A 26,990-nucleotide genomic window follows, 5' to 3' on the forward strand; every position below is an offset into this window, starting at 1 on the left:
CTTATGCTCGAAAGGTGATCGAGGCTCGTCATCTCCGCGTCCTGCGCGCCGTCGCCACCACCGGGTCCTTCTCGGCGGCGGGCCGCGAGCTGGGCTGCACCCAGCCCGCCGTCAGCCAGCAGATGAAGGCCCTGGAGTCGTCCGTGGGCACTCCGCTGCTCGTCAGGACGGGCCGCGAGATGCGCCTCACCCAGGCCGGTGAGGCCCTGGTCAAGCACGCGGCGACCATCCTGGCCGGCCTCACGGCCGCGGAGGAGGAGGTCGCCGCGATCGCCGGTCTGCGCGCGGGCCGCGTCCGCCTGGTCTCCTTCCCCAGCGGCAGCTCCACCCTCGTCCCCACCGCCCTCGCCGCGCTGCGCGAGGCCCACCCCGGCACACGGGTCTCCCTGGAGGAGGCCGAACCGCCGGAGTCGGTCGAGAAGCTCCGGGCCGGCGACTGCGACATCGCGCTCGCCTTCCGCTACGAGAGCGCTCCGGGCGTCGAGGAGTGGGACGACCTCGTCGTACGGCCCCTGCTCATGGACCGCCTCGTCGGCCTGGTGCCCGAGCGGCACCGGCTCGCGCGCGCGGGGTCCGTCGCGATCGGCGAGTTCGCCGGTGAGCCGTGGATCGCGGGCTGCCCGCGCTGCCGCGGCCAGCTCGTCGAGGTCTGCCGTGGTGCGGGTTTCGAGCCCCGCATCGACTTCGCCACCGACGACTACCCGGCGGTGGTCGGGCTCGTGGGCGCGGGACTGGGCGTCGCCGTCCTCCCGGAACTCGCGATCGAGTCCGTACGCCCGAAGGGGGCCCGGACCGTGACGGTGGAGCCCGCGGTGCGCCGCGAGATCGTCGCGCTCACCCTCCCGGACCTCGCCGAGGTCCCGGCAGTGGCCGCGACGCTGGACCGGCTGGCACGGGCGGCGGCCCGCCAGCACTCCGCCGCCGGCAAGTAGGCGGCCCGCCGGCACTCGGCCGCCAAGCAGGCGGCCCGTCGGCATTCCGCCCGTCGGCGCTTCACCCGCCGGTGCTCGGCCCGCGAGGGAGCCGGGCCGTCACGGCGGGGCTCAACTCCTGCTGCGGCCCCCTGCACATGTCGTGCGCGTCGTGTGCTCCGTGGACACGCCCTACGGGCTGCACACGCCGTACGGGCTGCACACGCCGTACGGGCTGCACACGCCGTACGGGCTGTCGCGTACGCACCTCCAGTCCGTGCGCACCGGCCTGTACGCACACCGAACCTGTACGCGTCTTCAGGGCAGAAACGTTCCTTCAGTTGTTCGAAGCGGAAGCGTTTCCAGGGGCCGCCGCCGAGACCAGTCGGTTGCGTGCCCGTCCCATGAGCTCTTCGCGCTCGTCCTCGGTCAGTCCGCCCCACACGCCGTACGGTTCGCGCACCGCGAGCGCGTGTGCCGCGCACTCCGCGCGTACCGGGCATCTCATGCAGACCTCTTTGGCCGAGTTCTCACGAGCGCTCCGTGCCGCACCACGCTCACCCTCCGGGTGGAAGAAGAGCGAGCTGTCGACCCCTCGGCAGGCCGCGAGGAGCTGCCAGTCCCAGAGGTCCGCGTTCGGACCGGGAAGGCGGGAGAAATCTGCCATTGCGTGTCCCCTTGTTGCCGTTCTGGGCTGCTCTGTGCCCACCGACCGTACATCTACGATCTAAGGAGATGAAAATATGACTCATTGCGAATCTAGCCTCAGACACCAGCTAATGGGAAGAAAACAGGCTAAATGGGGCATGGGTTGTGATGAAACGTTGAGGGTCGGCGCGCATGTCTGCACCGTGTCCGCGCCCTCACGTACAGTGCCGATGACGGCCGACTGCCCCGTAACTCTTTCGAGTGACCATCGTTGAGATGGCTGAGGCGGTTGAAGGAACAAGCGCTCGGGTAGGCGGATGTATCCGCCTGCGAGTGTCGACCGCACAGGTGACGATTCGTAACAGCCTGGAGGCTCAAGGTGACGCGCATCAGCTGCGGAGGACGGTCATGACATCCGTCCTCGTCTGCGACGACTCCCCGCTTGCCCGAGAGGCGCTCCGCCGCGCGGTCGCGACCGTGCCCGGTGTCGAGCGCGTGACGACGGCGGCCAACGGCGAGGAAGTCCTCCGCCGCTGGGGAGCCGACCGTTCGGATTTGATTCTGATGGACGTACGCATGCCCGGACTGGGCGGCGTGGAGACGGTCAGGCGGCTGCTGTCCGCCGACCCCGGTGCGCGCATCATCATGCTCACCGTCGCCGAGGACCTGGACGGCGTGGCGCTCGCCGTCGCCGCCGGCGCCCGCGGTTATCTGCACAAGGACGCCTCGCGGGCGGAGCTGCGCGCCACCGTGACCCAGGCGCTCGCCGACCCGACCTGGCGGCTCGCCCCGCGCAGACTGCGTTCGGCGGAGATGGGCGCCGCGCCCACGCTCACCGCGCGTGAGATCCAGGTGCTCGAAGGAATGAGCCACGGACGTTCGAACGCCGAGATCGGCCGTGAGCTGTTCCTCTCCGAGGACACGGTCAAGACCCACGCCCGGCGGCTCTTCAAGAAGCTCGGCGCCTCGGACCGGGCGCACGCGGTCGCGCTCGGATTCCGGTGGGGCCTGGTTCGTTGAGGAGTGTCCCGTGGCACCCGGTGGATCAGCGCGCGGCGTCGGGTGCGGTGCACCTCGACGCGGAGGGCGTTCCCCGTACTGGGCGTATCCGGGCGGTCCGGCGACGCGGCGAGGTGCCGTAGCCGTCTTCACGCACGCGTCAGCCGTCCTCGCGCACGCGTCGGGGAGCGTCGGACAGCCCTCGGGTGAGCCGCCTCGCGGGTATGACATGGGCAGTCCCTGCCCGCCGGTCGGCGGGTGGGGCCGGGCCTTTGGAGCGTGCCTCCTCGGTGTCCGGACTCCGTTTCCCGGCGGATGCCGCATCCTTGAGGTGTGGAGTTCCTTGGGGACAAGTCGGTCGAGCGGAAGGGGAGGGCGCAGGAGATGAGTTCCGGCGCACCTGCTCATAACGCTTCGGTGCACAACTATGGACGCGGTGCCACGGACAGGACGACGTCAAGGCACCATGGACCGATGCGTGAAGACGAGACGACGGGGATCGGTGCGCTCGTCCTTCGCGCGGTCGACGGCGACGAACAGGCCACGCACGACCTGCTCGCCCACGTACACCCGCTCGCGCTGCGCTACTGCCGCGCCCGGCTGTCCCGGCTGCCGGGGGACGCGCGGCATTTCGTGGAGGACCTGGCGCAGGAGGTCTGTGTCGCGGTGCTCCTCGCGCTGCCGCGCTACAAGGACACCGGTCGCCCCTTCGAGGCGTTTGTCTTCGCGATCGCCGCGCACAAGGTCGCCGACCTCCAGCGTGCCGCGATGCGCCATCCGGGGTCCACGGCCGTCCCGTCCGACGAGATGCCGGAGCGGCCCGACGACTCCCTCGGACCCGAGGAGCGCGCGCTGCTCAGCAGCGACGCCGAATGGGCCAAGAAACTCCTGGCCAACCTCCCCGAGAACCAGCGAGAGCTGCTCCTTCTGCGGATCGCGGTGGGCCTCACGGCGGAGGAGACGGGCCAGATGCTGGGCATGTCTCCGGGTGCCGTCCGGGTGGCCCAGCACCGTGCGCTGAGCCGGCTGAGGGCACTGGCGGAGCAGTAGGAATCCGGATCCGGTCGCGGCGACGCGAGCGGACGGCACGCCGACGCGACCGGGTGGCAGGCGTCCGGTCGAGTCGGGCGCGTCCGGGCCGGCGGGACACGTTCCGGTGGTGTCGGGCCGGTGATGCCGGTCACTGCGGTCAGGGGCGCCCCGCGCGCCGCGACCCTTTTCCTCCGCAAAGCGCGGGCAAAGGGCGGCGGATCCCGGCGGCGCCGATCGACCCCGGCCGGGGACGGCACGGTGCCGCCTCCGGCAGGCCTGGCGAGGGCCCGCGGGCCCTCGCCCACCTCGGGCCGGGCGGCCCGGGCGGGCTCCGCGCCCCTCTCCGGGCGCGGGTCTGAACGGGAACGCCCGTCATCCCGTACGAACATACGAAGCCGAAGCCCACCCTCAACCGTGGAATGAGAGAGCCATGCTTCCCGTTAGCATGGACATCCGCACCGATCAAGGCCATTTGGGGAAGGTGTCATGACTGCCAACGTCGACGGAGTGCCCGCCAAATTCGCGACACTCGGGCTGACCTACGACGACGTGCTGCTGCTGCCGGGCTCGTCGGACATGGCGCCCGACCAGATCGACACCGCCTCGCACATCTCGAAGAACGTCCGGGTCAACATCCCGCTGCTCTCCGCCGCCATGGACAAGGTCACCGAATCGCGCATGGCGATCGCGATGGCCCGCCAGGGCGGCGTCGGTGTTCTGCACCGCAACCTGTCCATCGAGGACCAGGCCAACCAGGTCGACCTGGTGAAGCGCTCCGAGTCCGGCATGGTCACCGACCCGATCACCGTGCGCCCGGACGCCACGCTCGTCGAGGCCGACGCGATCTGCGCCAAGTTCCGTATCTCCGGTGTGCCGGTCACCGACGGCGGCGGCAAGCTGCTCGGCATCGTCACCAACCGCGACATGGCCTTCGAGACCGACCGCTCGCAGCAGGTGCGCGACGTCATGACGCCGATGCCGCTGGTCACGGGCAAGGTCGGCATCTCCGGTCACGACGCGATGCAGCTCCTGCGCCGCCACAAGATCGAGAAGCTTCCGCTGGTCGACGACGCCGGCGTCCTCAAGGGCCTCATCACGGTCAAGGACTTCGTCAAGGCCGAGAAGTACCCGAACGCCGCCAAGGACTCCGAGGGGCGTCTGCTGGTCGGCGCGGCCGTCGGTGTCGCGGGCGACGCCTTCGAGCGGGCCCAGGCCCTGATCGAGGCGGGCGTCGACTTCATCGTCGTCGACACCGCGCACGGCCACTCCCGGCTGGTCGGCGACATGGTCGCCAAGATCAAGTCGAACTCCTCGGGCGTCGACGTCATCGGCGGCAACATCGCCACCCGTGACGGCGCGCAGGCCCTGATCGACGCGGGCGTCGACGGCATCAAGGTCGGTGTCGGCCCCGGTTCCATCTGCACCACCCGCGTCGTCGCCGGCATCGGCGTCCCCCAGGTCACCGCCATCTACGAGGCGTCGCTCGCCGCCAAGGCGGCCGGTGTCCCGGTCATCGGCGACGGTGGCCTCCAGTACTCCGGCGACATCGCCAAGGCCCTGGTCGCGGGCGCCGACACGGTGATGCTCGGCTCGCTGCTCGCGGGCTGCGAGGAGTCCCCGGGCGAGCTGCTGTTCATCAACGGCAAGCAGTTCAAGTCGTACCGCGGCATGGGCTCCCTGGGTGCCATGCAGTCCCGTGGCGAGCAGCGCTCCTTCTCCAAGGACCGCTACTTCCAGGAGGGCGTCGCCTCCGACGAGAAGCTCGTCCCCGAGGGCATCGAGGGCCAGGTGCCCTACCGCGGCCCGCTGTCCGCGGTCGTCCACCAACTGGTCGGCGGTCTGCGCCAGTCGATGTTCTACGTCGGCGGCCGTACCGTGCCCGAGCTCCAGGAGCGCGGCCGGTTCGTGCGCATCACCTCGGCGGGCCTCAAGGAGAGCCACCCGCACGACATCCAGATGACGGTCGAGGCGCCGAACTACAGCCGCCTCAAGTAGTCACCCGTACAGCTGATCGGTCTTCCCACGCGCGCGTGGAGACCCGCCACGAGGGCGGTCCCGGAGGTTCCGGGGCCGCCCTTGTCGTGGGCGTCGGGGATACTGGGAGGCGCAGAAGCGAAGAGGGAAAGGCCACAACGTGACTGAGATCGAGATCGGGCGCGGCAAGCGCGGCCGCCGGGCGTACGCCTTCGACGACATCGCCGTCGTCCCGAGCCGCCGTACGCGGGACCCGAAGGAGGTCTCGATCGCCTGGCAGATCGACGCCTACCGCTTCGAGCTGCCGTTCCTGGCCGCCCCGATGGACTCGGTCGTCTCCCCGGCCACCGCGATCCGTATCGGCGAGCTCGGCGGCCTCGGCGTCCTGAACCTGGAAGGCCTCTGGACGCGGTACGACGACCCGCAGCCGCTGCTCGACGAGATCGCCGGGCTGGACGCGGAGCGCGCGACGCGCCGTCTCCAGGAGATCTACGCGGCTCCCATCAAGGAGGAGCTGATCGGGCAGCGCATCAAGGAGGTGCGCGACTCCGGAGTCGTCACCGCCGCCGCCCTCTCCCCGCAGCGCACGGCGCAGTTCTCCAAGGCCGTCGTCGACGCGGGCGTGGACATCTTCGTCATCCGCGGTACGACGGTGTCGGCCGAGCACGTCTCCGGTGCCGCCGAGCCGCTGAACCTGAAGCAGTTCATCTACGAGCTCGACGTCCCGGTGATCGTCGGCGGCTGCGCCACGTACACCGCGGCCCTGCACCTGATGCGCACCGGCGCGGCCGGTGTCCTCGTCGGCTTCGGCGGCGGCGCCGCGCACACCACGCGCAACGTGCTGGGCATCCAGGTCCCGATGGCCACCGCCGTCGCGGACGTCGCCGCGGCCCGCCGTGACTACATGGACGAGTCCGGCGGCCGGTACGTGCACGTCATCGCCGACGGCGGTGTGGGCTGGTCCGGCGACCTCCCCAAGGCCATCGCCTGCGGCGCCGACTCCGTGATGATGGGCTCCCCGCTCGCGCGCGCCACCGACGCGCCGGGCCGCGGCCACCACTGGGGCATGGAGGCGGTGAACGAGGAGCTGCCGCGCGGCAAGAAGGTCGACCTCGGCACCGTCGGCACGATCGAGGAGATCCTCACCGGTCCGTCGCACATCCCGGACGGCTCGATGAACATCTTCGGCGCCCTGCGCCGCGCGATGGCGACCACCGGCTACAGCGAGCTCAAGGAGTTCCAGCGCGTCGAGGTGACGGTGGCGGACTCCCAGCACAAGCGGTAGTCCCCATGCCCTAGGCCGTACGCGACGAGGGCCCGTTCACCGTGTGGTGGCCGGGCCCTCGTCGTGTTCTCTGGCCTCGTCAGCGGCTGGTCAGCAGCTCGGCCACGCCCGCGAGGACGAGGCTGGCGCCGGCGAGGCCGACGAGTGCGGCGTACGGCCGCAGGCCGATGCGGCTGACCCGGTCCGGCCGCGGGGTGAAGGTCCCGGCGGCGAGGGCGGTCATCTCGTGGCTGCGCTGCTGGAAGGCTTTCATGGCGTCCGCGGCGCCCCGGATGTTGAAGGCGACCCAGCCCCCGGCGACCGCGCCGGACAGACCGAACAGCATCAGGAACAGCCAGACCGGCACCTCAGTCCCCGGCCTTGCGGGCGCTCTGGAACGCCACGTAGGCGGCGACCGCGAAGAAGACGAAGGTCAGCGGGTCTGCGTCGGCCTTCCAGCCTTCCTGGGCGACGCTGAAGTGGTCGAAGAAGACGTCGCTGAAGCCGACGCCGTACTCCTTGGCGATGATCATGGCCTCGCCGATGAGCTGGCCGAGGTAGACCGCCGCCACGGAGACGATCACGCTGACGACCGGGAGGGTCTGGCTGCGGCCGCCGACACGGCCCGCGGCGATGCCGACGAGGAAGCCGACACCCACGGCTGCGTAGCCGATCTCGTGCTTGGTGAGGCCGATGACCAGGCCGTACAGGATCGCGGACACCACACCGGCGCCGATCGAGGCGACGAGGCCGAGCGGGAAGTTGCTGCGCGCCGGGGCGGCCGGGGCGGGCGGCGCGACCGGGAAGCCCGGCTGGGGCGCGCCCTGCCAGGGGCCCTGCGGCGCGGCGGCCTGCGGCGGGACGGGCGGCTGGTCGGCCGGAGCGGCGGGCGCGGGCGCGGCGGCGGGCGGGTTGGCGTCGGCCGGTGGACCGGACGGCGGCGTCGACTGGCTCATGTGGTTCCCCCCAGGGATGCGGGCGCACGTGCTGTGCGCTGGTGAAGTCGCCGCACACCTGGCGGCGCCCGGGGCACGGGCGCACGCGTGTGCGAGAGCTGCCGCAGGTTAGCAGGGGGGAGTGACAGTCGGTGAGGCAATTCTTCGGCTCAGAGCCGGTGCGCCGCTCCCGTCGGGGTCGCTCCCCGTGTGTCCAGGAGGAGTTGGGCCTTCACGGACAGTCCTTGCAGGTCGTAGGTGCGGTGCTGCTGGAGCAGGATCGTCAGGTCGGCGTCGGCCGCGGCCTCGTAGAGGGAGTCCGCGCGCGGTACGGGCCGCCCGAGCACGCTCCAGGACGGTACGTGCGGGTCGTGATAGCTGACGGAGGCGCCGAGTTCCATCAGCCGTACGGCGATCTCGTGGGCGGGGGAGCCCTGTTGGTCGGCGATGTCGGCCTTGTAGGTGATGCCGAGGAGGAGCACCCGCGCGGCCCGGGCGGACTTGCCGTGCTCGTTGAGCAGCGCGGCGGCGCGCTGGACGACGTACTGGGGCATGTGGTTGTTGACCTGCCGGGCCAGTTCGACCATCCGCAGCGGGCGTCCGGAGGGGCCGCCGAGGTCCTGGGCGATCCCGTGGCCGCCGACTCCCGGGCCGGGCCGGAACGCCTGGAACCCGAACGGCTTGGTCTCGGCGCAGCGGATGACGTCCCACAGGTCGACGTTCAGGTCGTGGCAGAGCACGGCCATCTCGTTGACGAGCGCGATGTTGACGTGCCGGAAGTTGGTCTCCAGGACCTGCACGGTCTCCGCCTCGCGCGGCCCGCGCGCGCGGACGACCTTGTCGGTGAGCCGTCCGTAGAAGGCGGCGGCCGACTCGGTGCAGGCGGGGGTGAGGCCGCCGATGACCTTCGGTGTCCCGGCGGGGGTGAAGTCGCGGTTGCCGGGGTCGACCCGGCTGGGCGAGTAGGCGAGGTGGAAGTCGCGCCCCGCGCGCAGCCCGGATCCGGTTTCGAGGAGCGGGCGCAGGAACGCCTCGGTGGTGCCGGGGTGCACCGGCGATTCCAGGATGACCGTGGTGTGCGGGCGCAGCCGCGCGGCCAGGGTGCGGGCCGCCGATTCCACCTGGCCGAGGTCCAGGGAGCCGTCCGCGCCCCGCGGGGTCGGTGCGCAGATGACGGCGGTGCGGACGCGGCCGAGCTCGGCCGGGTTCGTGGCCGGGCGGAAGCCGCCCGCGAGCATCCGGCGCAGTTCCGCGGCAGTGAGGGAGCCGCCTTCCGGGCCGGTTCTGTAGCCGAGGGTGGGGATGCCGGCGGCGACGGCGGCCTGGGCCAGGGGCAGGCCGAGGGGACCGAGTCCGATGACGGCGAGGTCTGCGGGCATGGAGTGGGCCGTCCTTCCCAGTAACCGATGCGGGACAGGTGCGCAAGCCCTGTGGACAGGATGGGCGAGAGCAATGTCAGACTAGGAGTAAATATGACCGATTTACGGGATTGATCGATCAAGATTCCCTACGCGTCGCCCAGAGTTGTCCACAGGCTGAGGACGGACGGTGGCCGATGAGGGGAGAGACGGTCAGACTTTGGGCAGGGGGAAGTGAGCCGGGCGTCGCCGGACGGGTGCGGCCAGCGCGATCTACAGCGGGAGGCAGCGGTGAGGACAGCGACACTGGGGCCGGCGGAGCGTGCCGAGTCACTGGCGGGAATGGCCGAGGGCGAGCTGGACGTGCTGGTCGTGGGCGCGGGCGTGGTCGGCGCGGGCACCGCGCTGGACGCCGCGACGCGCGGGCTGTCCACCGGCCTGGTCGAGGCGCGTGACTGGGCGTCGGGCACGTCGAGCAGATCCAGCAAGCTGATCCACGGCGGCCTGCGGTATCTGGAGATGCTCGACTTCGCGCTCGTCCGCGAGGCGCTGAAGGAGCGCGGCCTGCTCCTCGAACGGCTGGCACCGCACCTGGTCAAGCCCGTCCCGTTCCTCTACCCCCTCCAGCACAAGGGCTGGGAGCGGCTGTACGCGGGCTCCGGCGTCGCGCTGTACGACGCCATGTCGATGGCCCGCGGTCACGGCCGCGGCCTGCCCTCCCACCGCCATCTGAGCCGCCGCCACGCCCTGCGCGTCGCACCGGCCTTGAAGAAGGACGCGCTGATCGGCGCCCTCCAGTACTACGACGCGCAGATGGACGACGCCCGCTATGTGGCGACCCTGGTGCGCACGGCGGCCTCGTACGGAGCGAAGGTGGCCAACCGCGCGCGGGTCACCGGATTCCTGCGCGAGGGCGAGCGGGTGGTCGGGGCCCGGGTGCGTGACGTCGAGGGCGGCGGCGAGTACGAGGTCCGCGCCCGGCAGATCGTCAACGCCACGGGCGTGTGGACCGACGACACCCAGGCCATGGTCGGGGAGCGGGGCCAGTTCCACGTCCGCGCGTCCAAGGGCATCCACCTGGTCGTGCCGAAGGACCGCATCCACTCCACGACGGGCCTGATCCTGCGCACCGAGAAGTCCGTGCTGTTCGTGATCCCCTGGGGCCGCCACTGGATCATCGGCACCACCGACACCGACTGGGACCTCGACAAGGCCCACCCGGCCGCGTCCAGCGCGGACATCGACTATCTGCTGGAGCATGTGAACTCGGTGCTCTCCGTGCCGCTCGGCCGGGACGACGTCGAAGGGGTGTACGCGGGGCTGCGCCCGCTGCTGGCCGGCGAGTCGGACGCCACGAGCAAGCTGTCGCGCGAGCACACCGTGGCCCATCCGGTGCCAGGGCTCGTCGTCGTGGCCGGCGGCAAGTACACGACCTACCGGGTCATGGCCAAGGACGCCGTCGACGCGGCGGTGCACGGTCTCGACCAGCGGGTCGCCGAGTGCGTCACCGAGGACACCCCGCTGCTCGGCGCCGAGGGGTACCGCGCGCTGTGGAACGCGCGAGCGCGGATCGCGGCTCGCACCGGCATCCATGTGGCGCGTGTGGAGCACCTGTTGAACCGGTACGGATCGCTCGCCGAGGAGCTTCTCGCCCTCATCGCGGCGGACCCCTCCCTGGGCAGTCCCCTGCCGGCCGCCGAGGACTACCTCCGGGCCGAGATCGTCTACGCCGCCTCGCACGAGGGCGCCCGCCACCTGGACGACGTCCTGACCCGGCGCACCCGCATCTCCATCGAGACCTTCGACCGGGGCACCCGCAGCGCCCGCGAGGCCGCCGAGCTGATGGCGCCGGTCCTCGGCTGGGACAAGGACCAGATCGAGCGCGAGGTGGAGCACTACGAGAAGCGGGTCGAGGCCGAGCGGGAGTCCCAGCGGCAGCCGGACGACCTGACGGCGGACGCGGCCCGGCTGGGCGCGCCGGAGATCGTGCAGTTCTGACCCGAGCTCTTTGCCGATATCACTCGAACGGGTGTGGTGAGGAGGGATCTCCGCCCGGGGCCCGGCCGTTCTACGAGGTGCGGGGACAGAACTCGGCGGCGAGCAGGGCCGGTTCGAGCGTCGGGTCCGTGACCCCGTCCGTGTTCACCCGGAAGGTGAGGACACGCCGACCGTCGACGGTGGCCGCGCTGCGCACGTAGCTGCCGGAGATCCGGCCGTTGTGTCCCCACACCGTGGTCCCGCACGGCAGCTTCACCGGGAACAGCCCCATGCCGTACGAGCCATGTGCGGCGCGGGTGTCGAGCATCTCGCGCAGACGGCGCGAGGGCAGCAGCGTGCCGTCGAGCAGGGCCGCGTAGAAGCGGTTCAGGTCGGCCAGCGTGCTCACCAGCTCACCCGCCGCGCCGGCCACGCGCGGGTCGAGCCCGGTGACGTCGGAGCCGTCGGCGGCGTAGGCGCGGCCGTGCGGCGCGGGCAGCGTCGTGCGGGCGCCCGGGAACGAAGTGCCCGTCAGATGAAGGGGGTTGATGATCCGCCGTTCGGCCTCGGCGGCGTACGAGTGGCCGGTGACCTGCTCGACGATCAGGCCGAGCACCACGTAGTTCGTGTTCGAGTAGGCGAAGCGGCCGCGGTCGGCCGGGGGATGGGTGAGTGCGATGCGCAGAGCCTGACGAGCGGTCACGGGGACGGCGCCCCGGGTCGTCGCGGTGAAGTCGTAGAGGCCGCTGGTGTGGCGGAGCAGGTCGCGCAGGGTGATGCGGCGGCCGTCGTTGCCCGCGCCGCGCACCAGGCCGGGCAGATGGTCGTCGACGGAGTCGGACAGGGACAGCCGGTGCTCGTCGGCGAGTTGCAGGACGACCGTCGCGATGAACGACTTGGTGATGCTTCCGGCACGGAAATGATCGGAGCGGGAGATTCCGTTTCCGGCGCTCGTGAACCGGGATCCGGACGTGTCGTCGGCGAGCAGGGCGGCGGCCGGAGCGCCGCCGCGGGTCACCAGGCGGGTCAGCGCGGCGTCCGTGGCCCGGGTGACGGTCGTGTGCGCGGCGGCCGGAACATGCCCCGGAAGCTGGGTCCGGACCGTGACGAACAGGGCCAGGGACAGGGGTATGGCCAGAAGTGTCCGAGGTGTCCGGGGCGATGGCATCGCGGGGTCCTTCCTTGTCGCGGCCCATCATGGGGCACGTTTCTGTGCCCGGGAACATCGTGGGGCGGGTCACGGAAACGGGTGCGGCGGACCCGCCCGGCCGTGGTCACGGGGTGGCCGCGGGGCGCGCGGCGCGGTCGTGGGCGGGCCGCCGGCGGGGTCCGGGCGTCTCACTGGCTGAGCTGTTGCGGTTCCAGGGGCCCCCACGGCGTCGGGCACTTGTCGGGTGGGGGACAATGGAGGCTCTGTCAGGGCGGGTTGCATGAGGGGACGCATGTCGGAGGCGGAGCGGGCGGGGGCATCCCGTCAGGACAAGAGCGAACGTCTCCTCGCCGGGCGGTACCGGCTGGGGGACGTTCTCGGTCGCGGCGGCATGGGCACCGTGTGGCGTGCCGAGGACGAGACCCTGGGCCGTACGGTCGCCGTGAAGGAGCTGCGGTTCCCGTCGGCCATCGACGAGGACGAGAAGCGCCGGCTGATCACGCGCACGCTGCGCGAGGCCAAGGCCATCGCGCGGATCCGCAACAACAGCGCGGTGACGGTCTTCGACGTGGTCGACGAGGACAACCGGCCCTGGATCGTCATGGAGCTCGTCGAGGGCAAGTCCCTCGCCGAGGCCATCCGCGAGGACGGACTGCTCACGCCGAGGCGTGCCGCGGAGGTGGGGCTCGCCATCCTCGACGTGCTCCAGGCGGCGCACCGCGAGGGCATCCTGCACCGTGACGTGAAGCCGTCGAACGTGCTGATCTCCGACGACGGCCGGGTCGTGCTCACCGACTTCGGCATCGCGCAGGTGGAGGGCGACCCGTCCATCACCTCGACCGGCATGCTCGTCGGCGCGCCCTCCTACATCTCGCCGGAGCGGGCGCGCGGCCACAAGCCCGGACCCGCGGCCGACCTGTGGTCGCTGGGCGGTCTGCTGTACGCGTCGGTCGAAGGCGTGCCGCCGTACGACAAGGGCTCCGCGATCGCGACGCTCACCGCGGTGATGACCGAGCCGGTCGAACAGCCCAAGAACGCGGGCCCGCTGGAGAAGGTGATCTACGGCCTGCTGGCCAAGGATCCCGAGCAGCGGCTCGACGACGCGGGCGCCCGGGCCATGCTCAACGAGGTGCTGCGCGCGCCCGAGCCGGACGTGCCGGAGCCGGCGGACGCGACGAAGGTCGTGGCCATGCCGCCGCTGCCGGAGGAACCGGCCCGGCGGGGCGGCTCGGGCGGCGCCAAGAAGGGCGAGGAGCCCTCGGAGCGGCTGCGCGGGGCCCTGCGGTCGGTGCGCAAGGCCGCGACCGCGGCCGGAGCCGCCACGGCGGCGGCCACCTCGGCGGCGACGGCCCGTGCCAAGGCGGCCGGCGGCGCGGACTCCGCGCAGGCGGCCGGAGCCAGGACGACCTCCCCGCAGGCCGGTTCGGGGACCGGATCGGATGCCGGTCGGACCGGCGGCGCCTCCGTGGCGGCGACCGCGGTGAACGCGTCCGTGCCGGGACGGACGGGCGGTTCCGACGGCGGACCGGGGAACCCGGGTTCGGCCACCGGCGCCGGAGGCGCGGGCGGCAAGCGCGGCGGCTCGGGCTCCGGGTGGCCCGTGGCCCCCGAGCGTCCGGCCCGTCCGGCACCCAAGGCCTCGCTGACCGATGTCGTGCCGCTGCGGACGCTGGTGATCCTCGCGGTCGTCGTGGCGCTGGCCGTGGTCGGCACCGTGCTGGCCATCACGATCGGCGGCGGCGACGACGACAACGGCGCCAAGGGCGGCGGCAGCGGCGCCAAGGCGACCGCCTCCACCGGAGCGGCCGGCGGCAGCGGGCAGAAGGACGGCGCCAAGAGCGGCGACAAGAGCAAGAGCGACACCGCCCACACCGACAGCGGCGACAAGTCGGGCACGGACTCCGGCTCCGGCTCCGGCTCGGACGACGACGCCAAGACCTCGTCCGGCACGGGCACGGACACGGGCACCGGCGACTCGGACGGTTCGGGCGGCGGCAAGGAGTCGGGCTCGGGTTCCGCCGCCGTGACCACGTACAAGAGCGGGCAGGGCTTCTCGATCGGGCTGCCGAAGGGATGGAAGTACGAGTCCCAGGACGCCGCGGGAGCCCGGTTCACCGGCCCCGACGGACAGAAGCTCCTCGTCGGCTGGACCTCGACGCCCAAGGACGACCCGGTCGCGGACTGGAAGAACCAGGAGCGCTACATGACGCGCTCCCAGTACTCGAAGATCCGTATAGCGCAGGTGGACTACCGCAGCTGGAACATGGCCGACTGGGAGTTCACCTACGTGGACGGCGGCACGAAGTTCCACACGATCGACCGCGGTTTCGTGGTGAACCCGCATCAGGGCTACGCACTGATGTACACGGCCAAGGACGCCGCGTGGGGGAGCACGCTGCGCAAGAGCACGTGGGCCACGCTGACCAAGACGTTCCAGCCGAAGTCATGACGTACCGCAGGCTCTAGGTGACGTTCCGCGACGAACGGGGCCCGAGATCTCGCATCACCGCTCTGCGGGTTGCCTCGGGCACGTATCGTGAGTGGTTGCGGACCGAACGAAGCCACAACGGGACGCACGGCGAACGGAATTGACCAACCGGTCGGCTGGGGGAGCATCGTGGACGACTACGCGGGACGGGTACTCGCCGACCGCTACCGCCTGCCCCTGCCGCCGTCCGACGAGTACGAACTCGCCGAGAGCCGGGCCTTCGACACCTACAGCGGGCAGGAAGTCCTCGTACGGCAGGTGCCGTTGCCCGAGGTCGTCGAGGCCGAGGTGCTCGACGCGGACGGGCTGCCCGACGGGTTCGTGGCCCGGGACGGCGGTGTGCGGCGGGCGTCGGCCCGCACCACCCGGCGGTCCGTCGAACCGGCGGTGCTGCGCGCGATCGAGGCGGCGCAGGCGGCCGCGCGGATTCCCGATCACCCCCGGCTCGACCAGGTCTTCGACGTGTTCGCCGAGGGCGGCTCGCTGTGGATCGTCAGTGAGCTGGTGCCCGCGAGGCCGCTGGCCGCGCTGCTCGCCGAGAAGCCGCTCAGCCCGTACCGCGCCGCGGAGGTCGCCGCCGACGTCCTGACCGCCCTGCGGGTCCTGCACGCGCACGGCTGGGTGCACCGCAACATCACCGTGCGCACGGTGCTCGTCTGCGACGACGGCCGCGTCCTGCTCACCGGGCTTGCCGCCGGGGCGGCCGAAGAGGCGCTGTGCGGGTACGACCCGGTGCCGGCGCCGGAGGACGACTTCACGAGCGGTCACGGATCCGGCCCCCGCGCGGGGCAGCCCGGTGACGCCGGTCCGGCCGGCGCGGGTGCCCCCCAGGGTGCCGCCGGACGTGGGCCGGGGAGCGGGCCCGGTGGCGGGCAGGGTGCCGCGGGCGGGCGCGGGCCCGTCGGCGGTGGCGGATTCGGTGCTGGTGCCTCGCGCGGTGTCGCCGTGGCGGCCACGAGCGGCGCCGACGCCGAGGCGGCCCGGCGGGCGGCGATCGAGGCCCGTGCGGAGCAGGGAACTCCGGTTCCGGGGGCACCGGTTCCCGGCGCGCCCGCGGCCGGCCGGGGGCCGCGCGCCCTCGAAGCGGGTGGTCCGGCGGGTCCGGGCCGCCCCACGGGAGCGGCCGGTCCCGACGGCGGACCGGAGACGGGCGGGCAGGCCGAGGGTGCCGGGGACGACATCCGCGCCGCGCGCGCCGGGGCCATCGCCGCGTACCGCGCCGGAGCGCGTGCCGCGGCCCGCGTACAGGGAGAGCGCCGCGGCGACCCGCTCGCCCTCCCGGCCCCCCGCCCCTCCACCCCCGGCGAGCCGCCCACCCGGGACGATCGGTACGCCGCCTCCCCGCACGCTCCGGGGGCTCAGCCCCCCGCCCCGTCTTCGCAGGTGCCGGGCCAGGGCGGCCAGTACGGCGCCACTCCGTACGCCCCCGGGGCCCAGGCCCCCACTCCGTCTTCGCACGTGCCCGGCCAGGGCGGCCAGTACGGCGCTTCTCCCTACGTCCCCGGGGCCCAGGCCCCCACTCCGTCGTCGCACGTGCCCGGCCAGGACAGCCGGTACGGCGCCTCCCCGCACACACCAGGAGCCCAAGCCTCCGCCCCGCCGTCGCATGTCCCAGGCCAGGGTGGTCCGTACGGCGCTTCTCCTCACGCTGAGGGGCCCCAGGACCCCGATTCGTCCTCGCACCTGCCCGGCCAGGGCGGCCAGTACGGCGCCACTCCGTACGCCCCCGGGGCCCAGGCCCCCACCACGCCGCAGTTGCCCGGTCAGGACGGTCGGCAGCAGGTGCAGGGTGCGCCCCCGGGGCAGATAGCCGATCCGTACGGAGTCGGCGGCACCGGCAGGTACGGAGTCCAGGCGCGGTCCGCCGGGGACAGCGGCCGTACGCGGCCCACCCTCCCCCCGGGACCGGGCGCCGGAGGCGCGGGCGGTGACACGGCGTACGGCCGTTCCGCGCTCGCGCCCGGACAGGCCCCCTACGGGACAGGGCAGGGCGGCCGCCCCGGAGTTCCGGCTCCCGGACGGCCCATCGGCGGCGAGCGGGCCCCGGACGACGGCCGGTCCACCGGCGGATTCCGGGCGCCCGGCGGCGCCCAGGTACCCGTACCGCCCGGCGGATTCACCGGCACCGGGAACGCCCGTACGGCGGGTGCCTCCCCGGCCCACGACCACACCCGGGCGCCCGGCACCCCGCAGGGCCTCGCCCCCGCCGCGCACCCCTCCGGCCGCCCCGGCGGTGGCTGGGGTGACCTGGTCGCCGGGGCTCCGCCGCGCCGGGGGCCCGCCACCGCGCTCGCGGCCGAGCGGGCCCGGCAGGCACGTATGGCCGTCGTCGGTCCGGTCACCGAACGCTGGGCGCCCGAACAGGCCGGACCGGTGCACGAGAACTGGCAGTTGGCGGCTCCGATCGGCCCGGCGACCGACCTGTGGGCGCTCGGCGCGCTGCTCTTCCGCGCCGTGCAGGGACACGCCCCCTACCCGGAGGAGAACACCGCCGAGCTGGTCCAGCTGGTGTGCGCGGAACCGCCCGCCTTCGCCGAGGAGTGCGGACCGCTGCGGCCCGTCGTCGAGTCGTTGCTGCGCCAGGACCCCACCGAACGCCTCGACTTCGAGGAACTGCGCGGCTGGCTGCGGTCGTTGGTGCGTTCCGCGCCGGAGCCCGAGGCCGGGGCGCACGTCGTGCCCGTACCGCCCGCCGACCCGAGCCGGCTGCCGATCGTACGGCGCCGGGGCGAGCTCGTCCGCAGGCGCCGCGCCGGGCTGCCCGCGACCAGCGCGCACGCCCGCCACAAGCGGGCCAGGCAGGAGAACGCGGCGGGTCCGCGCCGGCTCGGCCGCAACCTCCTCCTGCTGATCCTGCTCCTGCTGGCCGCCGCGGTCACGTACGCGGTCGTCTTCATGCCCAAGGCGGACCGCGGCGGCACCGACGGCGGGCGGACCGGCGCCGCCGGGCAGGCCGGTCCCGCCACGCAGCCCGGTGGCGACCCGACCGTGAGCAACGCGCCCGGCTCCGACCAGACCTCGCCCGACCCCGACAAGAGCCCCTCGGGGAAGTCCAGTTCGACCTCCTCGCACACCACCGCCGATCCCGACGTGGCCCAGGGGTTCACCCTCCGCAAGGACCCCGAGGGATTCCAGGTCGCCGTGGCGAGCGGCTGGACGCGCTCGCCGAAGAACGGCAGGGGCCAGGTCGTCTACTCCCAGGGGGACTTCGAGCTCATCGTCGTCCCCGGCCGGGACGGCACCGCCACGTACGGCAGCGACCCGATGACCTATCAGCGGGAGAGCGAGAAGGAGTTGCAGCCCTTCAGGGACTCGACCTGGGCGACCTCCAGCGGGATGCGGCGGATCGACGTGGGCGGAAAGGTGATGGCCGAGGGCCAGTTCACCTGGCAGGACTCCGCGGGCCGTTCGCTCTACGTGCGCAACCTCGCGATCCTGATCGCCGGGCACTACCACGTGGTGCAGCTGCGCGGTCCGGACGCCGAGCGCGACGAGGTCTCGCGGCTCTACGAACAGGCGTCGTCGACCTACCGGGTCACCCGCTGAACAACTCTTTCTGCGCCCAGGGCGCAACGTTTCGGCAGGCGGCGGCGTCTGAACACCAGACGGTTCCCTCCCGTACAGGGAAGGGACAACCGTCACAGTGCGGTCTCCGTACGACCCCGCTTGTTCCCAGGCTGGGTACCGCTCTTTAGTCTGACCCTGTCAAGACCATTGCGGGGAAACGTGAATCAGATGCAGGGCCTGCTCCTCGCGGGCCGCTACCGGCTTGTCGAATCCATCGGCAGCGGTGGCATGGGCCGGGTTTGGCGCGCCCACGACGAGGTGTTGCACCGCGCCGTCGCGGTCAAGGAGCTGACCGCCGCGCTCTACGTCTCCGACAGTGAGCAGAGCGTCCTGCTGGCCCGCACCCGTGCCGAGGCCCGCGCCGCCGCGCGCATCAACCACTCGGCCGTCGTCACCGTGCACGACGTCCTCGATCACGACGGCCGTCCCTGGATCGTGATGGAGCTGGTCGAGGGCGAGTCGCTGGCCGACGCGGTCAAGGAGCGCGGCCGCATCGAGCCGCGCGAGGCCGCGCGCATCGGCCTGTGGGTGCTGCGGGCCCTGCGCGCCGCGCACGCCGCGGGCGTGCTGCACCGCGACATCAAGCCCGGCAACGTCCTGCTCGGCCGCGACAGCCGGGTGCTGCTCACCGACTTCGGCATCGCCCAGATCGAGGGCGACACCACCATCACCCGCACCGGAGAGGTCGTCGGCTCGGTCGACTACCTCGCCCCGGAGCGGGTGCGCGGCCACGACCCGGGCCCTGCGTCCGACCTGTGGGCGCTCGGCGCCACGCTGTACACGGCGGTGGAGGGCAGGTCGCCGTTCCGCCGCACCTCGCCCATCGGCACCATGCAGGCCGTCGTCGAGGAGGAACCCGCCGAACCGGTCAACGCCGGTGCGCTGGGGCCCGTCCTCGCCGCGCTGCTGCGCAAGGATCCGGCCGAACGGCCCGACGCGGAGCGGGCCGAGCGGATGCTCGCCGAGGCGGCGCAGGGACGCGTGCCGGATGCGGCGCCGTCGTACGCGCCGTCGCGGCAGACCGGGTACGGCGCCGCCGAGCAGGGGACCGGCACCGCCACCCGCGCGCACACGGCCGCCAACACGCCGTACCAGCCGGTGACGATCGGATCCGTGCCCGCGCCCGTGCCCGCGCCGCCGAAGCGGCACCTTCTGCGGACGTTCACCCTGGTCGTCGCCCTCGCGGCGGTCATCGGCGGAGGTGTCGCGGTCGCGCTGCAGCACTTCGGCACGGGCAGCGGACCCCGCGGCTCGGGCTCTGCCTCGTCGACCGGGACCGCCGACGGCAAGGCGAGCGGCAAACCGAGCGACAAGCCGAGCGGCAAGGGCGGCGAGGGGGCGGTTCCCGCCGGTTGGCAGCATCGCGACGACCCAGTGGGATTCGGCATCTCCCTGCCCAAGGGGTGGACGCGGTCCGTCTCCATCGACAAGGACGGCCTCCGGCAGGTCGACTTCACACCCGACAAGGGCAAACACCTCGTACGGGTCGCGGTCGACACCGCGCCGGACTACGACGACCCGTACTTGCACCAAGTCGAACTGGACGAGCAGTTGAGCCAGCAGCTGGTCGACTACGAGCGCGTGAGCATGCAGCGCCAGGTTTACCGTGACCGTCAGAGCTCCCGGCTGGAGTACAAGTGGACGGCGCAGGTACAGGGTTCACGCCCGCCTGGGGCGTACCGAGCCGTCGACGTGATGTACATCGCCCGGAACGGGGTCGAGTACGCGATCTGCATGGCCTCTCCTGTGGAGGACTGGGCCACCACGCGCAAGCAGTTTGAGACTGTGCTGCAGGGCTGGCGAGAGGGTGCAGTCAAGCGGTGAGAGTGTCCAGCGGCGCTTGACACTTCGTCCAGCTGTTCTGTCGGCGTGCGGCGTCCGAGAGGCGGCCGGGGCAGTGAGTGGGCGGGCGTCTCGGCAACGACCGCAGGCGTTCACCATCCCGGCGATGCGGTTCTGGCGGGGCGCATCGACCCGCGGGGGGTTGCTCGATGCGCCCGCAGGTCGATGCGCGAGATTGAGCTCTGTCGCCGACTGTTGTTGCGCCCCACCGCTCGCGAGATCATCGAACGATTCTGCCGGTGCGCTGCCCGATCGACATGAACGCCGCGCTCCGGGTGATTCACCGGAGTGTGGATTCGGTGGGACTTAGTGACGTAGCCCCACCGAACAGGTCGTAAAGATGGCTCAGATTATCGTGTGTGCACTCAGGCCCATTCGGAGCAAACCCTACTCGAGAATATCCTGTCTCCTTCCCAGACTGCCACCCTCACACCGACATAGCGGAGCCAGCCGTCGGGGTTCGAAGCGTAGGTGTCGATGGGGAGAACCGCTCCTTTGCCGTCATATTCATGATGCCAGGGCCAAGGGTAGTTGTTATTGCTGCTACCGTCGGTGGAGAGGAGCTGAATGGCTACATGGTGGCCATCGGCGGCGGTGTCCTTCACCCAGCCCTTGATTTCTACATGATTGTCTGACCAGTTGGTGAATGTCAGACTTCCCGAGGCGCCGGTCGTGGAGCATGCGGCGACGCCGCTCGCCGCACTGGCGTTGGTCACTGTGGTTGTGGCGAATATTGCCACCGCCGCGACGCTCGTGACGGAAAGACGCTTCAATGTGTTCCCCATAAAGGAATAGTAAGGCTTCCAAGATTCACGTGACAGCAGGATTCCGGTCGCCCGTTTTTTCCCGGATGGTGTATATCGCTCGGCGATTTTTCGCGCCTTGTCTCTTTTCTGATCCAGGCCGTGGCCCAAAATGATCGTCTCTGGATGATCGGCCTTCCCTGATCAAGCATGCCGATGAACTCGGCAAGCTCACCGCCTTCGGTGGACGTCGCGCGTCACCGGGCCACTGGTGTGCCGTACTAGTGCGCAGACTGCCCCGCTACGGCGGCATACTTGGCCGGTCGGTGCCACGGAGGGGGCCCGTCCGGTGGGGCATGATGAGACCCATGGGGACCGAGGGGGAGAACGCCCGTCTGATCGCGGGGCGTTACCGGCTGGAGGCGAGAATCGGCCGGGGCGGCATGGGCGTCGTCTGGCGTGCCACCGACCAACTGCTCGGCCGCCAGGTGGCCGTGAAGGAACTGGCCGTCGACGACTCGCTCTCCGCGGAGGAGTCACGGCTCCAGCGCGACCGCACCCTGCGCGAGGCACGGGCCGTGGCCCAGCTGCACCACCCGCACATCATCGTCGTCCACGACGTGGTCGAGGACGACGAACGCCCATACATCGTCATGGAACTAATCGGCGGCGGCTCGCTCGCCGAACGGATCTCCGAGAACGGGCCGGTCGACGCCCGCGAGGCCGCCCGCATCGGCATCGACCTGCTCGGCGCGCTGCGCCGCGCGCACGAGGCGGGCGTCCTGCACCGCGACCTCAAGCCCGCCAACGTCCTCGTCGAGGCGGGCACCGACCGCGTCGTCCTCACCGACTTCGGGATCGCCCAGGTCGCCGGCGCGACGACGCTCACCGAGACCGGCGCGTTCGTCGGCTCGCCCGAATACACCGCGCCCGAACGGATGGCCGGGGCACGGACCGGCCCCGAGTCCGACCTGTGGTCGCTCGGCGTGCTGCTGTGCGCCGTCCTGAGCGGCGCCTCGCCCTTTCGCCGCGACTCGCTCGGCGGCATCCTGCACGCGGTCGTCGTCGACGAGATCCGTCCCCCGGCCCAGGCCGCGCCCCTGCTGCCCGTCGTACGAGGACTGCTGGAACGCGATCCTGAGCGGCGGCTCGACGCGGCCGAGGCGGAGCGCATGCTGCGCGCCTACCGAGACACCGGCCGCACGCCGCGGCTGCTGGTCCCGTACACGCCGACCCGGCGGGACGTGCCCCACGTGTCGCTGCGCAGGTCCGCGCCCGAGCCCTCGCCGGCCTCCGGCGGCACCGTGTCCGCCCCACCGCCCCGGCAGTCCACCCGCGGCCTCCTCGTCACGGCCGCGCTCGTCGCCGCGATGGCCGGCGCCGGGGTGTCGGCGGCCGCGCTGCTGATGGGCGGAGGCGGGGACGGGAAACCGGCCGCGTCGAGCGCTCCGGGCACGCCCCACACGACGGGCACCTCCTCCGGCACGTCCCCGTCGTCCGGCACCCCGTCGGCGCCGCCCACCGGCGCGGGGCCCGCCGTCACGGCGACCGGCCACCGGACGCCGTCCGCCACCGCCCGCACCGCGCCCTCGGGCTACCGCATCGCCGCGGATCCGAACGGCTTCTCGCTCGCCGTCCCCGAGGGGTTCACGCGCGATCCGCAGGGTGAGCGGATCTTCTACATGTCGTCGGGCGACACCTTCCGCATCGGCATCAAGGTGTCCGATCCCGCGACGGGCGGTCCGCTCGGCGTGATGCGCCGGGCGGACGCCGACGGGGCCTCCAGCAACCCCGGTTACCGCGACGGCAGGGTCACACGGACCGTCCACGACGGAAACACCGCCGCCCTCTGGGAGTTCACCTGGAACGGCTTCAGCAAAGCGGAGGGCCCGCGGCACACCTACGACCTGTGCTGGGAGCAGGGCGGCCGGATGTACGACGTCTGGGTCTCCGCGCCGGTGGGCCGGGTCACGGAGGCGAAGGAGTACTTCGACGTCGCGGTGGACACGTTCGCGGCCTCGTAACCCCGTGAGGCGGCCTCGTAACCCCGTAAAGGGGAGATAAGGGATGGGGTGCGTCACGGGTCTGTGACCGGTGGGCGAAGAGGCTGGAAGGCCGGGCGTCCGCCGCGATACAGATGGGGGCATGAGCGACGACGGGGGAGTCCCTCACCGGGGCGACGAGCCGACGAGTTTCGGTCTGCAACCACCTGGTCTGCAACCACCTGCACGGGCGGCGCACGGCGGGCAGCCGGGCGCCGTGATCCCGGGCCCGCACCCGAGTGCCACGGTGCCGGAGACGCCGCCGACGGCCAGGGCCGCGGACCCCAGGAGCGCCGCGCCGGACCCGCGGGCCGGCGCCATGGCGCCGGAGCGCCGGACGGAGGGCCCGGTCGCCGTGCCGCACCCGGGCAATCCGTACGCCACGCCCGCCCGGACCGTCACGGACCCGCCGGGGACGAGCGCGCCGGGACCCTCGGACGACCCCGGAACGGGCCGGCTCATCGCCGGGCGCTATCGCCTGCTCGCCAAGCTCGGGCACGGCGGCATGGGCACGGTGTGGCGCGCCAGGGACGAGACCGTGGAACGCGAGGTCGCCGTCAAGGAACCGCGGGTCCCGGACCACCTTCCCGAGCGTGAACGGGCCACCGCGTACGAGCGGATGCGGCGCGAGGCACGCGCGGCGGCCCGGCTCGACCATCCCGCCGTGGTGAACGTCCACGACGTCGCGGTCGTGGACGGACAGCCCTGGATCGTCATGGAGCTGGTGCGGGGCCGCTCCCTCGGCGACGCGCTCAGGGAGGGCACCCTCGGCAGCCGCGAGACCGCGCGCATCGGCCTGGAGGTCCTGGGCGCCCTGGAGGCGGCGCACGCGGCGGGCGTCCTGCACCGTGACGTCAAGCCCGACAACGTCCTCCTCGGACCGCACGACCGTGTCGTCCTCACCGACTTCGGCATCGCCAGCATCGAGGGCGAGACGAACCTGACGGACACCGGCGGTTTCGTCGGCTCGCCCGAGTACATCGCCCCGGAGCGGGTGTTGGGGGTGCGCCCGGGGCCCGCCTCCGACCTCTGGTCGCTCGGCGTGGTGCTCTACGCCGCCACCGAGGGAGTGTCGCCGTTCCGGCGCAGCAACACGCCCGCCACGCTCCAGTCGGTCCTCAACGCGACACCGGCCGCGCCCGCCTCGGCCGGCGCCCCGCTCACGGAGGCCATCAACGGCCTGCTCGCCAAGGAACCGGCCCACCGGCCCGCGGCGGCCGACGTCCGGCGCCTCCTGGAGGAGGCCGTACGGCCGCCCGCCCCCGCGGCGACGCAGCCCATGCGGATCGAGGGCGTGGCGGGCCCGGACGGCGCCCGCGCGCCCGGCGGCGGGATCCGCATCGGCCGCAAGGTCCTGATCGGCCTCGCGGCGGCGGTCGCCACGGCTGTCGCGGCGGCCGCGGTGACGGCGTACGTGGTGATCGCTGACCCGTTCGCCGGTCCGCTGCCGGACGGCTGGAGGAAGCGGCACGTGGCCGACGTGGCCGCGACGCTGGCGGTACCCGCGGAGTACCAGCCGGGAACGCCGGACCGGGCGTCGGACAAGGGGCACTGGGTCACGTACACCGACTGGAGCGGGAGCATCTGGATCGGGCTGAGCCTCGCCCGGAAGTCCGAGGACACCAGCAAGCTGATCAAGGACTCGGCCAGGGCCGAGATGTACGCGGACGACGGCGAGTTCAAGGCGAGCGGTGCCTACGAGCTGAACATGCCGGCGGGGCCGGGGACGAAGCCGGACGCGCGGGCGACGTACCGGGGCCGGGAGTCCGCCGAGAACACGGTGACCTACAAGACCGACGACAGCCAGCATCCCCGTCCCCGCGAGGTGCGGCTCTTCTACTACAAGTCGAAGGCCGGGGACATGTACAAGCTCACGATCAGCTATCCGGGCGACGGCGACTTCACCGCGCGGGGCCGCGAGGTCGCCGACGCGGCGATCGCGAACCTGGACCTCGACAAACCGTGAGAACCGATCCGCGGGTGATCGCCGGACCGACAACGCCCTGATCAGCGCATTTGCTGCCAGTGATCACTGGCAGCGTGTGAGCACTCCGTGAAAGGCCATTACCGACGGGTACCCAAAGGGAGCGCGTGGGCATACTCTGCGGCTCATGACGGACTCGCAGGCCGCGGAGCAGGCCACGCACAGCACCGGCGCCGATGAGACGGCCGGTACCGACGCCACGGCCGCCGTGGCCGCCGCGAGCGAGGCGGACGTGACGTCCGCCGCCGCCGCGAACACCGTGACCGCGACCGCGGCATCGGCCGACGTGACCGACACGGCGGGCGCCGACGCGACGGCCGCCGCCGCGGACGAGGTCACCACGGACCAGGCCGTCGCCGTGGATGGGACCGTCGCCGTGGACGAGGCCGTCGCCGTGGACGAGGCCGTCGCCGAGGTTGCCGGGGATGCCGGGGACGAGGTCGAGGCCGCCGGGGAGGCCGTCGCGGCGCCCGTCGCGCTCGGCACCAACCCGCTCGCTCCCGCCCCGGCCGGCGCCCGCAGCGCCGCCGACGTGGTCACCCCCGAGCTCGTCGCGCAGCTCACCAAGGGAGTCACCGGGTCCGGACGGACCGCCAACCACACGCCGTTCACCGGCGAGAAGCTCGCCGACGTGCCCGAGTCCACCCCCGCGGACGTCGAGAACGCCTTCGAGCGGGCCCGTGCCGCGCAGGGCGCCTGGGCGGCCACTCCCGTCCGGCGCCGCGCCGCCGTCCTGCTCCGCTTCCACGACCTCGTGCTCGCCCGGCAGGCCGAGGTCCTGGACCTCATCCAGCTGGAGACCGGCAAGGCCCGGCTGCACGCCCACGAGGAGGTCCAGGCCGTCCTCGTCGCCGCGCGGCACTACGGACTCAAGGCTCCCTCCTACCTGCGCCCCAAGCGCCACGCGGGCGCGATACCGACCCTCACCAAGGTCACCGAGCTGCGGCACCCGCGCGGTGTCGTCGGCCAGATCGCGCCCTGGAACTACCCGCTGGAGCTGTCGGTCGGCGACGCGCTGCCGGCCTTCGTCGCGGGCAACGCCGTCGTCATGAAGCCCGACACCGAGACCTGCCTCACCGCCCTGTGGGCGCGTGACCTGCTCGTCGAGGCCGGGCTGCCCGCCGAGATCTTCCAGGTCGTCATCGGCGAAGGACCGGTCGTCGGCCCCGAGGTCGTCCGGCACGCCGACTACGTCTCCTTCACGGGATCGACCCGCACCGGCCGCGAGGTCGCCCAGGGCGCGGCCGCCCGTCTCGTCGGCGTCTCCCTCGAACTCGGCGGCAAGAACGCCATGGTGGTCCTGGAGGACGCCGACCTCGACAAGGCCGCCGCCGGCGCCGTCCGGGCCTGCTTCTCCTCCGCCGGTCAACTCTGCATCTCCATCGAGCGGTTGTACGTCCACGAGTCCGTGGCCGAGGCGTTCACGGAGCGGTTCGCCGCCCGGACCCGGGCCATGCGGCTCGGTACGTCCCTCGCGTACGGGGCGGACATGGGCTCGCTGGTCGGCGAGCGGCAGCTGGAGACCGTGACGCGGCACGTCGAGGAGGCGGTCGCCAAGGGGGCCAGGGTCGTCACCGGCGGTGTCGCCCGGCCCGACGTCGGCCCGTACTTCTACGAGCCCACGATCCTCGACGGAGTGGAGGCCCCGATGGCCGTCTGCGCCGAGGAGACCTTCGGGCCCGTCGTCTCCGTCTACCGCTTCAAGACCGAGGACGAGGTCGTCGAGCGCGCCAACGCCACCTCGTACGGTCTCAATTCCTCCGTCTGGACGAAGGACGGCCGGCGGGGTCGCGCGCTCGCGGCCCGGCTGCGGACCGGCACGGTGAACGTCAACGAGGGCTACGCGCCCGCGTACGGCAGCGTCCAGTCGCCGATGGGCGGCATGAAGGACTCCGGCCTCGGCCGCCGGCACGGCTCCGAGGGCATCCTCAAGTACACCGAGGCGCAGACCGTCGCCCACCAGCGGCTGCTGCCGATGGCGCCGTCGCTCGGCATGGACGACGAGAAGTACGCGGCGTTCATGAGCCGGAGCCTGCAGGTCATGAAGGCGCTCCGGCTGCGGTAGCCCGCCGCTTC

18 protein-coding genes are annotated in these 26,990 nt (G+C 72.3%); 12 read left to right on the forward strand and 6 right to left on the reverse strand.

Annotated elements, in window-relative coordinates; all coding sequences use genetic code 11:
• Positions 1 to 14: 14 nt before the first annotated feature.
• A complete protein-coding gene (locus tag ACFYYF_RS06515) occupies positions 15 to 932 on the forward strand; it encodes a LysR family transcriptional regulator (RefSeq protein ID WP_388772066.1) in 918 nt (305 codons plus the stop codon).
• A gap of 316 nt (positions 933 to 1,248) precedes the next feature.
• Here ACFYYF_RS06515 and ACFYYF_RS06520 read toward each other — a convergent pair whose 3' ends face one another.
• Entirely contained in the window at positions 1,249 to 1,578 is a 330-nt protein-coding gene (locus ACFYYF_RS06520; protein WP_361676582.1) for a WhiB family transcriptional regulator, read from the reverse strand.
• A gap of 389 nt (positions 1,579 to 1,967) precedes the next feature.
• Here ACFYYF_RS06520 and ACFYYF_RS06525 point away from each other — a divergent pair, with 389 nt between their 5' ends.
• The 4 genes from ACFYYF_RS06525 (at position 1,968) to ACFYYF_RS06540 (ending at position 6,849) form a co-directional block, all read left to right on the forward strand.
• Positions 1,968 to 2,579, forward strand: a complete 612-nt coding sequence (locus ACFYYF_RS06525; RefSeq protein ID WP_003948568.1) for a response regulator transcription factor — start codon at positions 1,968 to 1,970, stop codon at positions 2,577 to 2,579.
• Positions 2,580 to 3,032: 453 nt separating this feature from the next.
• Complete coding sequence (locus ACFYYF_RS06530; RefSeq protein ID WP_361676579.1) at positions 3,033 to 3,608, forward strand: sigma-70 family RNA polymerase sigma factor; 576 nt, start codon at positions 3,033 to 3,035, stop codon at positions 3,606 to 3,608.
• Between the two features lie 468 nt (positions 3,609 to 4,076).
• On the forward strand, positions 4,077 to 5,585 hold the full coding sequence (guaB, locus tag ACFYYF_RS06535) for an IMP dehydrogenase (protein ID WP_361676576.1): 1,509 nt from the start codon (positions 4,077 to 4,079) through the stop codon (positions 5,583 to 5,585).
• Positions 5,586 to 5,724: 139 nt separating this feature from the next.
• Positions 5,725 to 6,849: a GuaB3 family IMP dehydrogenase-related protein gene (locus ACFYYF_RS06540; protein WP_037626843.1), complete on the forward strand. Its 1,125-nt coding sequence runs from the start codon at positions 5,725 to 5,727 to the stop codon at positions 6,847 to 6,849.
• A 79-nt stretch (positions 6,850 to 6,928) separates the two neighbouring features.
• Here ACFYYF_RS06540 and ACFYYF_RS06545 read toward each other — a convergent pair whose 3' ends face one another.
• The 3 genes from ACFYYF_RS06545 to ACFYYF_RS06555 all read right to left on the reverse strand — a co-directional run bounded on the left by ACFYYF_RS06545 (position 6,929) and on the right by ACFYYF_RS06555 (position 9,142).
• Entirely contained in the window at positions 6,929 to 7,195 is a 267-nt protein-coding gene (locus ACFYYF_RS06545) for a hypothetical protein (protein ID WP_388772071.1), read from the reverse strand.
• A 1-nt stretch (position 7,196) separates the two neighbouring features.
• A complete protein-coding gene (locus ACFYYF_RS06550) occupies positions 7,197 to 7,784 on the reverse strand; it encodes a hypothetical protein (protein WP_388772074.1) in 588 nt (195 codons plus the stop codon).
• 149 nt (positions 7,785 to 7,933) lie between these two features.
• Positions 7,934 to 9,142, reverse strand: coding sequence for a nucleotide sugar dehydrogenase (locus tag ACFYYF_RS06555; protein ID WP_361676567.1), 1,209 nt, complete (start codon positions 9,140 to 9,142; stop codon positions 7,934 to 7,936).
• A gap of 270 nt (positions 9,143 to 9,412) precedes the next feature.
• On the opposite strand from ACFYYF_RS06555, the gene ACFYYF_RS06560 reads away from it, so the two are divergent.
• On the forward strand, positions 9,413 to 11,119 hold the full coding sequence (locus tag ACFYYF_RS06560; RefSeq protein ID WP_361676564.1) for a glycerol-3-phosphate dehydrogenase/oxidase: 1,707 nt from the start codon (positions 9,413 to 9,415) through the stop codon (positions 11,117 to 11,119).
• Between the two features lie 70 nt (positions 11,120 to 11,189).
• On the opposite strand, the gene ACFYYF_RS06565 is transcribed toward ACFYYF_RS06560, so the two are convergent.
• Positions 11,190 to 12,266, reverse strand: coding sequence for a serine hydrolase domain-containing protein (locus tag ACFYYF_RS06565; RefSeq protein ID WP_388772076.1), 1,077 nt, complete (start codon positions 12,264 to 12,266; stop codon positions 11,190 to 11,192).
• 274 nt (positions 12,267 to 12,540) lie between these two features.
• Here ACFYYF_RS06565 and ACFYYF_RS06570 point away from each other — a divergent pair, with 274 nt between their 5' ends.
• The 3 genes from ACFYYF_RS06570 to ACFYYF_RS06580 all read left to right on the forward strand — a co-directional run bounded on the left by ACFYYF_RS06570 (position 12,541) and on the right by ACFYYF_RS06580 (position 20,127).
• Complete coding sequence (locus ACFYYF_RS06570) at positions 12,541 to 14,697, forward strand: serine/threonine-protein kinase (RefSeq protein ID WP_388772950.1); 2,157 nt, start codon at positions 12,541 to 12,543, stop codon at positions 14,695 to 14,697.
• 168 nt (positions 14,698 to 14,865) lie between these two features.
• Positions 14,866 to 18,282, forward strand: a complete 3,417-nt coding sequence (locus ACFYYF_RS06575) for a protein kinase (protein ID WP_388772078.1) — start codon at positions 14,866 to 14,868, stop codon at positions 18,280 to 18,282.
• A gap of 189 nt (positions 18,283 to 18,471) precedes the next feature.
• Positions 18,472 to 20,127, forward strand: a complete 1,656-nt coding sequence (locus ACFYYF_RS06580) for a serine/threonine-protein kinase (protein WP_388772953.1) — start codon at positions 18,472 to 18,474, stop codon at positions 20,125 to 20,127.
• A gap of 383 nt (positions 20,128 to 20,510) precedes the next feature.
• Here ACFYYF_RS06580 and ACFYYF_RS06585 read toward each other — a convergent pair whose 3' ends face one another.
• Positions 20,511 to 20,930: a hypothetical protein gene (locus ACFYYF_RS06585; protein ID WP_388772081.1), complete on the reverse strand. Its 420-nt coding sequence runs from the start codon at positions 20,928 to 20,930 to the stop codon at positions 20,511 to 20,513.
• Between the two features lie 326 nt (positions 20,931 to 21,256).
• Here ACFYYF_RS06585 and ACFYYF_RS06590 point away from each other — a divergent pair, with 326 nt between their 5' ends.
• From ACFYYF_RS06590 to ACFYYF_RS06600, 3 genes are all read left to right on the forward strand, one after another.
• Complete coding sequence (locus ACFYYF_RS06590) at positions 21,257 to 22,912, forward strand: serine/threonine-protein kinase (protein ID WP_388772082.1); 1,656 nt, start codon at positions 21,257 to 21,259, stop codon at positions 22,910 to 22,912.
• A gap of 121 nt (positions 22,913 to 23,033) precedes the next feature.
• A complete protein-coding gene (locus ACFYYF_RS06595; protein WP_388772085.1) occupies positions 23,034 to 24,896 on the forward strand; it encodes a protein kinase in 1,863 nt (620 codons plus the stop codon).
• 145 nt (positions 24,897 to 25,041) lie between these two features.
• The gene (locus tag ACFYYF_RS06600) at positions 25,042 to 26,979 is read left to right on the forward strand and encodes a succinic semialdehyde dehydrogenase (RefSeq protein ID WP_388772087.1); all 1,938 of its coding nucleotides are present in this window, start codon (positions 25,042 to 25,044) and stop codon (positions 26,977 to 26,979) included.
• Positions 26,980 to 26,990 lie beyond the last annotated feature (11 nt).

Origin of the sequence: Streptomyces sp. NPDC001914 (assembly GCF_042891215.1) — a bacterium.
Classification (GTDB): domain Bacteria; phylum Actinomycetota; class Actinomycetes; order Streptomycetales; family Streptomycetaceae; genus Streptomyces.